Origin of the sequence: Dokdonella sp. (assembly GCF_036518555.1) — a bacterium.
Classification (GTDB): Bacteria; Pseudomonadota; Gammaproteobacteria; order Xanthomonadales; family Rhodanobacteraceae; genus Dokdonella_A.
Genome location: NZ_DATDMY010000105.1, coordinates 17990 through 27982, shown reverse-complemented (window position 1 = coordinate 27982; position 9993 = coordinate 17990). Strand labels below are relative to the sequence as shown.

Annotated in this window: 10 protein-coding genes; 6 read left to right on the top strand and 4 right to left on the bottom strand. The window is 72.1% G+C overall.

Annotation, left to right across the window (positions count from 1 at the left end):
- From VI238_RS06475 to VI238_RS06465, 3 genes are all read left to right on the top strand, one after another.
- Positions 1 to 220, top strand: a 220-nt coding sequence (locus tag VI238_RS06475; protein ID WP_331649661.1) for an amino acid permease C-terminal domain-containing protein, incomplete at its 5' end; no start/stop codon positions are given.
- 56 nt (positions 221 to 276) lie between these two features.
- A complete protein-coding gene (locus VI238_RS06470) occupies positions 277 to 1254 on the top strand; it encodes a hypothetical protein (RefSeq protein WP_331649660.1) in 978 nt (325 codons plus the stop codon).
- A 203-nt stretch (positions 1255 to 1457) separates the two neighbouring features.
- Positions 1458 to 3173, top strand: coding sequence for an alkaline phosphatase (locus VI238_RS06465; RefSeq protein ID WP_331649657.1), 1716 nt, complete (start codon positions 1458 to 1460; stop codon positions 3171 to 3173).
- 57 nt (positions 3174 to 3230) lie between these two features.
- Here VI238_RS06465 and VI238_RS06460 read toward each other — a convergent pair whose 3' ends face one another.
- Complete coding sequence (locus tag VI238_RS06460; protein ID WP_331649655.1) at positions 3231 to 3839, bottom strand: class I SAM-dependent methyltransferase; 609 nt, start codon at positions 3837 to 3839, stop codon at positions 3231 to 3233.
- Between the two features lie 196 nt (positions 3840 to 4035).
- Here VI238_RS06460 and VI238_RS06455 point away from each other — a divergent pair, with 196 nt between their 5' ends.
- Positions 4036 to 5541 (top strand): hypothetical protein, encoded by a 1506-nt coding sequence (locus tag VI238_RS06455; RefSeq protein WP_331649653.1) that lies wholly within the window; start codon positions 4036 to 4038, stop codon positions 5539 to 5541.
- Here VI238_RS06455 and VI238_RS06450 read toward each other — a convergent pair whose 3' ends face one another.
- On the bottom strand, positions 5542 to 6210 hold the full coding sequence (locus tag VI238_RS06450; RefSeq protein WP_331649651.1) for a hypothetical protein: 669 nt from the start codon (positions 6208 to 6210) through the stop codon (positions 5542 to 5544).
- Positions 6203 to 6715, bottom strand: a complete 513-nt coding sequence (locus tag VI238_RS06445; RefSeq protein ID WP_331649663.1) for a sigma-70 family RNA polymerase sigma factor — start codon at positions 6713 to 6715, stop codon at positions 6203 to 6205. The genes VI238_RS06450 and VI238_RS06445 overlap by 8 nt, the downstream gene beginning before the upstream one ends.
- 324 nt (positions 6716 to 7039) lie before the next feature.
- On the opposite strand from VI238_RS06445, the gene fabG reads away from it, so the two are divergent.
- Positions 7040 to 7768 carry a 3-oxoacyl-ACP reductase FabG gene (fabG, locus tag VI238_RS06440; protein ID WP_331649649.1) on the top strand — a complete coding sequence of 243 codons (729 nt, stop codon included), beginning with the start codon at positions 7040 to 7042 and terminating at the stop codon, positions 7766 to 7768.
- A 147-nt stretch (positions 7769 to 7915) separates the two neighbouring features.
- Positions 7916 to 8734, top strand: coding sequence for a hypothetical protein (locus VI238_RS06435; RefSeq protein ID WP_331649647.1), 819 nt, complete (start codon positions 7916 to 7918; stop codon positions 8732 to 8734).
- On the opposite strand, the gene VI238_RS06430 is transcribed toward VI238_RS06435, so the two are convergent.
- The gene (locus VI238_RS06430) at positions 8704 to 9987 is read right to left on the bottom strand and encodes a cation:proton antiporter (RefSeq protein ID WP_331649645.1); all 1284 of its coding nucleotides are present in this window, start codon (positions 9985 to 9987) and stop codon (positions 8704 to 8706) included. The genes VI238_RS06435 and VI238_RS06430 overlap by 31 nt on opposite strands.
- Between the last annotated feature and the right edge of the window lie 6 nt (positions 9988 to 9993).

Below are 9993 nucleotides of genomic sequence, written 5' to 3'. Positions count from 1 at the left end.
CAGCGCGGTGCTGATCCTGCGCCGGCGCAAGCCCGACCTGCCGCGCGCGTTCCGCACCCCATGGGTGCCGATCGTGCCGGTGGTCGGCATCGTGTTCTCGCTCTGGCTGCTGTCCGAACTCGCCGCGATCACCTGGGCGGTGTTCATCGGCTGGGTCGCGCTCGGGCTCGTCATCTATTTCGCCTACGGCATCCGCCACAGCCGCCTCGCGCAGCGCTGAGCCGAACGCGGTACACTCGTATACACGCCGGCGCCGCGCCGGCGCGGGAGCGCGCCATGGCCGGTCCGATCCGCGAATATCCGCTCGACCGTTGCGACCTGTTCCTCGCTCGCTGCAGGAGCCGGAGCAAGGCGATCAAGGTGTTCGCGACCGGCGATTCCTGGCTCGCCGCGCCAGGCGGCTGGTGGCGCGGCGCGTCGGTCGTCAACCTGCTCAACGACGACGACTGGGTGCGTGCGATCGACCCCGGTCACCCGGGCTTCAACGTGCTGTCGATCGCCAAGGTCGGCTTCGAGATGAAGCAGATGCCGGGCGACCACGACCTCGTCGCACTCGACTACGTGCGCAGCGAGTTCGCGCGCCAGCAGCGGCCGTTCGCGTTCGACGCGTTCATGGTCAGCGGCGGCGGCAACGACTTCATCCCGAAGGTGCAGACCTACGTCAGCGGCGGCGACGGCGAAGCACGCATCGACGACGTCGCGCTCGACGCGATCTTCGACCAGATCGGCGAGCGCTGGAGCGCGCTGCGCGCCCGACTCGTCCCCGGCGCCGCGCCCGTGCTCACGAACGGCTACGGCCCGATCATCCCGACGCTCGAGCCGGGCTCGACCTGGCTGCCCATGCTCGGCATCGGACCGTGGGTCGGGCCCTGGTTGTTGCAGCACTGCGGGCTCGACGGGTCACGCGCGCGCGCGATCGTCGACGAGGTCATGAACCGCTTCAACGCACGCGTGTCGGCACTGCCCGGGGTCGCCTACTTCGACCTGCGCCCGGTCGTCGCGGCGATGCCGGCGTCGTTCTGGCACGACGAGATCCATTTCACCGCGGCCGGCTGGGACCGCGTCGCACAGCGCTGGATGCAGGAACTCGATGCCCGCGTCGGGCGCACGCCGATCGTCGCGCCGGCGTCGTTGCGCGGCCTGCGCATGCCGGCGCTCGCCGCTGCGGCGCCGGCACCGCCGAAGAGGAAGGCCGCGGCGACGCGCAAGCCGGCCGCGAGATCCGCACGGAGCCGCGCGCGTCGACCGCGCTGAGGGATGTCGCTCCGGGGAGCGCTGCGATAGCGAAGCCCCACGGAATCGAAGGAAGCGCGCGCCGGCGGCCTTCGGCCCTGGGGCGTTGCGCGGACCGGACGACGTCGATGACGCGCCCGTGCGCGCGCCCTGCGCGATGGCGCCTGCAACGCGGATATGCTGCACTCGTGCACCGTTACGTTGTCCGACTTGGGAGCCTGCCGATGTCCTGTCTTTCCCTGCGCCTCGTCGCCGCGGGCGTTGCGACCTGCCTCGGCGCCGCCGCGTGCGCGCCGGCCACGCCACGCGCGGGCGCGCCCGGCGCCGCGATCGACGTGCCCGCGATCCATCATCCCGACGGCGAGACGCCGGACTGGTGGTTTCGCGCGGGCGCCGCCGCCGCGCACGCGAACCTGCCGCAGCGCGCGCACGCGAAGAACGTGATCGTGTTCCTCGGCGACGGCATGAGCATCCCGACGATCACCGCCGCGCGCATCCTCGACGGCCAGCGCAAGGGCGGCTCGGGCGAGGAAAACCGGCTCTCGTTCGAGGACTTCCCGGCGAGCGCGCTGAGCAAGACCTACGAGACCGACCACCAGACGCCCGATTCGGCCGGCACGATGACCGCGATCATGAGCGGCGTGAAGACGCGTTTCGGCGTGATCGGCGTCGACCAGCGCGCGACCCGCGGCGACTGCGCCTCGAGCAAGGGGAACGAAGTCGTGAGTGCGCTCGAACTTGCCGCCGCCGCCGGCCTCGCGACCGGCGTCGTCACGACCACGCGCATCACGCACGCGACGCCCGCGGCGACCTACGGCCACCTGCCCGAGCGCAACTGGGAAGTCGATACCGACATGTCGGACGCCGATCGCGCCGCCGGTTGCGTCGACTTCGCGCGCCAGCTCGTCGACTTCCGCATCGGCGACGGCATCACGGTCGCGTTCGGCGGCGGCCGCACGGAGTTCATGCCGGCGAGCCAGCAGGATCCGGAATACGCCGGCTTCCCGGGCAAGCGCCTCGACGGGCGCGACCTCGTCGCCGAGTGGATGAAGCAGCCGGGCGCCGCCTACGTCTGGAACACGCGGCAGCTCGACGCACTCGACCTCGCGCGCACGCGCCGCGTGCTCGGCCTGTTCGACGTCGAGCACCTCAAGTACGAGAACGAACGCGCGCAGGATCCGGCCGGCGAGCCGAGCCTGTCGGAGATGACGCGCGCCGCGCTGAAGGTGTTGCAGAAGCGCCCGAACGGCTACTTCCTCATGGTCGAAGGCGGGCGCATCGACCACGGCAGTCATGCGGGCAATGCCTTCCGCGCGCTCAACGAGACGATCGAGTTCGCGCACGCGGTCGCGGTCGCGAACGAGATGACGTCGGCCGACGACACGCTCATCCTCGTCACCGCCGACCACAGCCATACGCTGACGTTCGTCGGCTATCCCGCGCGCGGCAACCCCATCCTCGGCAAGGTGCGCGGCATGAGCGGCGAGGGCGCGCCGACCCGGGATTACGCGCGCGATGCGACCGGCCTGCCGTACACGACCTTGCAGTACGCGAACGGCCCGGGCTATCCGGGCAAGAGCGACCGCCAGCCGGAGGGACCCAAGCGCTATCCGCACGATCCGACCGCGTACCAGCGGGCCGAACACGGGCGGCCGAACCTCGAGCACGTCGACACCGAGGCCGAGGACTACGAACAGGAGGCGATGGTGCCGCTCGGCGCGGAAACGCACGGCGGCGACGACGTCGCGGTCTACGCGCGCGGCCCCGGTTCGGCGGCCGTGCACGGCTCGATGGAAGAAAACGCGCTGTTCCACGTCGTCGCGCAGAATGTCGATGCGATCCGCGCCGAGCTGTGCAGACTCGGCAGCTGCGACGCGAACGGCGTGCCGGTCAAGCGCCCGACGCGCGACCGGTTGCTCGCGGCGGCACGGACGCCGTAGGCCGGCCGGCATCGCCCCGCCGCCGCGCTCGTGCCGGCCGCGCGGCGCGACCGGGCTTCACATGCGCGCGGGCACGCATTCGAGCGCCGCGACCGATCGCGACAGCCGTGGCGACAGGTATGCGTGCGAACCGCACGCGATGAGCCCCGCGGCGGCGAAACGCGCGCGATACCACGCGGGCGAGCGCGCGATGAAGCCGCGCGTGTCGCCGCCCGGGTCGTCGCGCGCGGTGAACACCTCGATGAAGGCGAGGCCTTCGAGCAGGTCGGCGAAACCCGAAAGGCCGCGTGCGACCTCGCGTGCGGGCACGTAGTGCAGCATGTCGCTGCAGACGACGAGATCGAAGCGCTCGTCGAAGCGCAGCTCCGCGAGCTGGCCGAACGTGGCGAGTCCGACGTTGCGCGAGCGGCCGTAGCGGGCGACTGCATACTCGCTCGAGTCGAGCCCGCGATAGGCGAGCCTGGGCCGCAAGCGCAGCAGCGGAGCGCGCCAGGCGGCCTCGCCGCAACCGACGTCGAGCACGTTGCGCAGCGGCCGCGCGAGGTAGTACTCGGCGAGGTGCACGACCATCGCAACCTTGCGCGCGAGTTCCGCCTGCGAGCCGACGCGATGCGTGGCGCTGCGGTACCACCTGTCGAAGTAGGCGCGATCGTACGTTTTGGTCATCGAGGGAGGCGGCGGACGCGAGAGCGGCCATGGTAAGCGAGATCGGCGCAGCGGACGCCGTGCCGATCGACCGGCCACCAGGGTTCGCGAGCACGTCCACCACCGGGCGCGTTGCGCCGTGCGGCGCGCCGCAGAAGAATGGACCGCGCCGCCGTGGGCATCGCATCCGCCGCGTGCGGGCGCAGCGGAGGGGTCGATGGGCAAGCAGCGAACGAAGCGTCGAGCCGCGACGGCCATGCCGGCAGCCGAAGTCGCGGCGCCGCAGGCGCCGGCGAGCCCCTGGCGTGCATTCGTGCTCGGCAATGCGCTCGGCCTCGCGGTCAGCCCGCTGATCCGCTTCATCGCCGCGTTCCCGCTCGGTTTCGCGATCGTGCTGCTCAGCGCCGGCTGGCTCGTCGGCCCCGCGCGACTCGTCGATGCGTGGCGCTTCCATGCCTACTCCGCGAGCACGGACGGCCGCATCGTCGACAGTTGGCTCGCGATCGATTTCGATGCCGCCGCCCAGGGCGACAAGGGCAATTGGGCCGGGCCTGCGCGCGCGACGCATTGCGCGGTGGTCGCCTACGACGGCGAATGGGGCCAGCCGATCCGGCGCGCGTTCTGCGGCAACCGTATCAACGTGCACGGCGAGGAGACGCTGCCGCTGCTCGTCGACGACGCGACGATGGCGCCGGGCATTCCGTTCGCGATGCCGCGCGACGAACGCGGCTTCGCGATACCGCAGATCCGCGTCGGCGAGGCCGAAAGCGCATGGCTGAAGTCGCATCCTCCGTTCAGCGGGTTCGACGCGCGCGCATCGCCCACCGCGTGGGACGCGTTGCGCCGGCGCCTCGATCGACCGCTCGACGCCGCGATCGCCGGCTGGGCCACAGTCCCACCGGCGTTTCCGCTCGCGTTCGACCCGCGTGACCCTGGCACCGCGATGCCGGCCGCCTACGTCGCGTCGAGGCGCGACCCGGGCAATGGCGGCGCCTCGCTCGTCGGCCTGCTGCCTCTCGCGGGCGGCGTCTGGCTCTGGTTGCGCGGCATGGCCTTGCTGATGGGCGGCGTGCCCGCGCTCGCGATGCGCTTCGCGGCCGTGGTGCCGCTGCTGCTGCTGCCGTGGTGGGGCGAGCGGATGCCGCACGCGCTCGCGCGCGTGCAGCCGCAAGTCGCCGAGATCGTCGGCGACATGCTCGCGGACATCGACGTCACGGGCCGGCTGGTCGCGTCGTCGCCCGATGCGGCGCAACTCGCGCACGGCGGCGAGCGCCTCGTCTGGCGCGTCGGCGACGGCGCGTATGCCGATACGCTCGCGCCCATCGACTGGGGCACGCCACCCCCGCCCGCCGGCACGGATGCGGCGGTGCACGCGCTCGCCGCGCGCGCATCGCAGCACGTCGCGACGCTGGCGCCTGCGCAGCGCGCGCGGTTGTTCGAGCGCCTCGCCGACGACAAGGAAGCGGGCCGCTACGGTGCGGGCACGCTGTTCCTGCCCGCCGCGGTCGAGAGCGCCTACTCCGCCGATCGATCCGGGGACGAACGCCGCGCCGCCGAGCGCTTCCTCGATGCCTGGGTCACCCAGCCCGTCGACGAGCCGAGTCCGTACGAGGCCGGCTACGCAGGACGGATCGACCTGCTCCGCCCCCTCGTCGACGTGCCCGACGTCACGATCGCCAACCGCGCGCGCTGGATCGTCGAACGCGCGCACGCGCCGCGCTGACTAGTCGCGCTCGAACGCCGCGAGTTCGTCGAGCGCCGCCTGCGCGCGGCGGATGCCGCCGCCGGCGGCGGAATCATCGAGCGTGCGGCCGAATGCGGCGCGCTCGGGCCGGTTCGCCCAGCGGTGGAACCACCAGGTGCCGAGCAGGCCGAGCGCGCCGACGACGAGCTGGATCGCGACGACCCACGGCGCGTCCTCGAGCATGCGGCCGTTACCGAGCACGATCAGCAGCGGCACATAGATGAACCACCACGGCAGGCCGACGATCATGCCGCCGATCACGTAGGCTCGGCGCAGCGCGAGCAGCTGGCGCTGGATCGCCAGCACGGGTGCGGCGTAGTCGATCGCGGCGATGCGCGCCTCGACCACCGCGCCGACGATGACGAGGCCGAGGCAGTACGCGTGCAGCACGAGACCGCACACGAGCAAGGCGGGTTCATGCAGGTGCCGCACCCAGTACGGCGCGAACACGAGCATGCCGGCCGCGCCGACGAGGATCTGCAGCGCCTGGCCCCACGCGAGCGGGCGCAGCCCGCGTCGCGCGTTGTCGGTACGGCTGTTCTTGAGCAACTGGAAGCCGAGCGCGTTCTGCTGCTGCAGGCGGCGGTCGAGGGTCTGCCAGGCGTGCTTGAGGTCGTCGAGTTCCATCGTCGTTTCCATCTCATTCACCGAGTTCGTTGCGGATGCGCGTCTTCAGGCGACCGATCTTGGTCGCCACGTTCGTTCCGGACAGGCCGAGGATCTCGCCGATCTCGCGCTGGCTGCGCTCGTCGAGGTAGAGCAGCATGAGCGCGCGGTTGAGCGGGTCGAGCCGCTCGATGCAGCGGTACAGCGCGCGGATGCCGTCGTCGGCCTCGCGCGCGGCATCGGCGTCGTGGCTCGGCTCGACGCCAGCCTCGTCGAGCGGCACGTGCCGGCGCTCGCCGGCCGAGCGCGCATGCGAGATCGCGACGTTGAGCGCGACCCGATACATCCATGTCGAGAACGGCCGGCCGCGGTCCCACGCCGGCAGCGCCTTCCACAACTGCGCCGCGATCTCCTGCGCGAGATCGCGCCGGTCCTCCGCGTCGCGACAATACGCGTGCGCGATCTTCAGCACGATGCCGCGATGGCGCTCGAGCAACTGCTCGAACTGCTCTCGCTGCGCCACCGTCGCCATGCCCACCCCTGCCATGTCCACCCCGGCCTCCGATCCTGCCTCATGCACGGGTGATACGCGCGGGGGCGGCGGATATCACACGGGGGAGCCCGGAACAGGTGCACGCGCGCCGGTACGCCGGGTCGATGCGGGTGTAAAACAACCGTCTCGACCGGGAGGTGTGCGACGAGCACCGTCCGGTCGATGGCGTGGGCGGGCGCCGTATTGCTGATGCTGGTGCGGGCGGACGTCCAACGGTCCATGAGCCGAGGTACGACGGTTCGCGCCAGCCAACCGGTCGGCTACGCAAGTGCGGCCGAAGCCGCCATCATTCGCCCTTGACCAGTCCGGAGCCAATTCATGAAGCAGGATCGACGCGCGCTCGTCACCGGCGGCAGCGGCGACATCGGCGGCGCGATCGCGCGCGCGCTCGCCGCGGACGGCTGCGAGGTGCTCGTGCATGCGCACAGCGGGCTCGATCGGGCGCAGGCGGTGGTCGACGCGATCGCCGCGTCCGGCGGCCGCGCGCGTGCGATCGCGTTCGACCTCGTCGACGGCGAGGCCGCGCGCGCCGCGCTCGAGGGCGAGCTCGCGCACGGGCCGATCCCGATCGTCGTGCACAACGCGGGCATCCACGACGACGCGCCGCTCGCCGGCATGAGCGAGGAGCAGTGGCGGCGCGTCATCGACGTCTCCCTGCACGGCTTCTTCCACGTCGTGCAGCCGCTGCTGCTGCCGATGGCGCGCACGCGCTGGGGTCGCGTGGTCTCGCTGTCGTCGGTCGCCGCGGTGCTCGGCAACCGCGGCCAGGCCAACTACGCGGCGGCGAAGGCCGCGCTGCACGGCGCGACGCGCTCGCTCGCGCGCGAGATGGCCTCGCGCGGGATTACCGCGAACGTCGTTGCGCCGGGCGTCATCGCCGGGCGCATGGTCGGCAATGCGTTCGACGAGGCGCAGCTCAAGGCGATCGTGCCGGCCGGCCGCGCGGGCACGCCGGACGAGGTCGCCGCGGTCGTGCGTTTCCTGTGCTCCGACGCGGCCGGTTACGTCAACGGCCAGGTCATCGGCGTCAACGGCGGCATGGGCTGACCGGTTTGCGGCGCCGTCGAGGCTTCCGGTCGGCCTGAACGCGGGAATGTGACGCCGTTCGCCGTGCGGCTGTCGCGTGCATCGCGGCGCGCCGTGCCGGCGGCGCGCAGGATGCGGCCACACCACCACGTCGAGAGGAGTGCCCGCATGAACCTGCTCGCCCGCACAATCACCGCCGCCGTCGTCGCCGCGCTGTCGATATCGCCCGCTTTCGCCGCGAACCAAGCATCGCGCGCGGTCGCCGACGACCTGCATGGGTCGGCCGACGTGCCGTTGCCGAAGGCGTCCACCTCGATCCGCAGCGCCGTCGGCGCGGCGCCTTCGGCATCGCCGAGCGCCGACGACGTCGGCGACGCCGATTCGTTCGGCCGCAGCCTCACCTGGCTCGGTCTCGCCGACGGATCGGTCGAACTCTCGCCCGACTGCAGCAGCGGCGCGGAGCACTGCCAGGTGCTCGCGCCCGCGCCGGCGGCGACCGCGTTTGCGTTCGATGACATCGGCCGCATCACGCTGCCGCGCAACGCGACCCATTCGTTGCTCTGCTACTGGTTCTCGCCGGTGCTCATGATCGACTACGACAACCCCACCGCGTCGCCCGCGACCGCGCGGCTGAGTTACGTTCCGACCGTCACGGTCGAGAATCCCGTGCTCGACGATCCGACGCTGATCGATCCGAACACGGGCCTGCCGTTCGGCGGCAGCCTGCTGACCGGCCTGACGTCGTCGGAGCGCTTCGAGGTACCGCTCGCAGCCGGGCAGCACCTGTTCGAGCGCGAGCGCGATTCGTCCGTGTGCATCGCCGGCCTGCTGAGCAGGCAGACGCTGGTGCAGAACTACGGGCTCAGCGAGGCGCAGGCGCGCGAGTTCTTCAGGAAGCCGACCACGTTGCGGCTCAACATCGAGGGCAGCGCGCAGTTCGTCGGTGACGCCTCGCTCTACTTCGGGCTGCGCGTCGTCGGCGACTGAGCCGTCGAAGCGGCGTCGCGCCCGGCGCGCGCGGGCGTGCCGTCGCGTCCGCGCCGCACGCACAGCTCGAGCATCGGCGTCGCCATCAGCGTCGTCGCGATCGTCATCGCCATCATCAGCGTGAACAGCGCGGGACCGATGACGCCCGCGTCGCGGCCGACCTGGAGCACCACCAGTTCCATGAGGCCGCGCGCGTTCATGAGCGAACCCACGGCGAGGGATGCGCGCCCGTCGAGTCCGGCGATGCGCGCGCCGCCGCCCGCGCCGATGATCTTGCCGAGCACGGCCGCGGCGAGGATCAGCAACAGCGCGGATAGCCCGGTGGCGGTGAACGCGTCGGCGGTCGTACCGAGCCCCGCAAGCGCGAAGAACACCGGCATCAGCACGAGCACGGCGACGTGCTCGAGGCGCTCGACGAGCGTGTCGAGCAGGCGGTCGTCGCGCGGCAGGCAGGCGCCGGCGAGGAAGGCTCCGAACACCGCGTGCAGGCCCAGCCACTCGGTCGCCGCCGCCATCGCGCAGGTGCCGATCAGCAGCAGGCCGAGCACGCCGCCGCCGGGGCGCCCATCGCTCGCGTGGCGCGCGAGCAGGCGCGCGAGCAGCGGGCGCAGCAGGCCGAATGCGGCCGCACTCGCGAGCGCGAGCCCGACCAGCGCACGCATCAACGCTGCGTCGCCGTGCGCGGAGATCGATGCGATCACGAACGCGAGCAGGATCCATACGAGCACGTCGGCGATCGCGGTGGCACCGAGCGAGAGCTGGCCGATGGGCGAATGGGTGAGACCGCGGTCCTTGAGGATGCGCGCCATCACCGGGAACGCGGTGATCGCGAGCGCGGCGGCCATGAACAGCGCGAATGGCCCGACGCCGACACCACCGGGCGCGAAGTCCGCGTACAGCGCCGGCGCGATCGCGAGGCCGAGCGCGCCCGGCAGCACCACGCCGGGGATGCCGACCCAGGCCGCCTTCACGAGCGCCGCGCGCACCCCATCCGGCGCGCGCAGCTCGGCGCCGACGATGAACATGAAGAGCACGAGGCCGAGCTGGCCGAGCCCCTGCAGCGCGGCGAGGCCGTCCTTGGGGAACAGCGCCGCATGCCAGGTCGGCGCGAGCGCCCCGAAGCCGATCGGCCCGAGCACGAAGCCGGCGATCATCTCGCCGACGACGGGCGGCTGGCCGAGCCGGCGCAGCAGCAGCGCGAGCAGGCGCGCGGTGGCGAGGATGACGCTGAGCTGCAGCAGCAGGTGCGGCACCGGCGC

What these genes read in the sequence shown, in the direction of transcription:
- VI238_RS06445 (WP_331649663.1), bottom strand. Translation starts at nt 6,715, where the DNA reads ATGGCAGGGGTGGGCATGGCGACGGTGGCGCAGCGAGAGCAGTTCGAG.
- VI238_RS06465 (WP_331649657.1), top strand. Translation starts at nt 1,458, where the DNA reads ATGTCCTGTCTTTCCCTGCGCCTCGTCGCCGCGGGCGTTGCGACCTGC.
- VI238_RS06470 (WP_331649660.1), top strand. Translation starts at nt 277, where the DNA reads ATGGCCGGTCCGATCCGCGAATATCCGCTCGACCGTTGCGACCTGTTC.
- fabG (WP_331649649.1), top strand. Translation starts at nt 7,040, where the DNA reads ATGAAGCAGGATCGACGCGCGCTCGTCACCGGCGGCAGCGGCGACATC.
- VI238_RS06455 (WP_331649653.1), top strand. Translation starts at nt 4,036, where the DNA reads ATGGGCAAGCAGCGAACGAAGCGTCGAGCCGCGACGGCCATGCCGGCA.
- VI238_RS06460 (WP_331649655.1), bottom strand. Translation starts at nt 3,839, where the DNA reads ATGACCAAAACGTACGATCGCGCCTACTTCGACAGGTGGTACCGCAGC.
- VI238_RS06435 (WP_331649647.1), top strand. Translation starts at nt 7,916, where the DNA reads ATGAACCTGCTCGCCCGCACAATCACCGCCGCCGTCGTCGCCGCGCTG.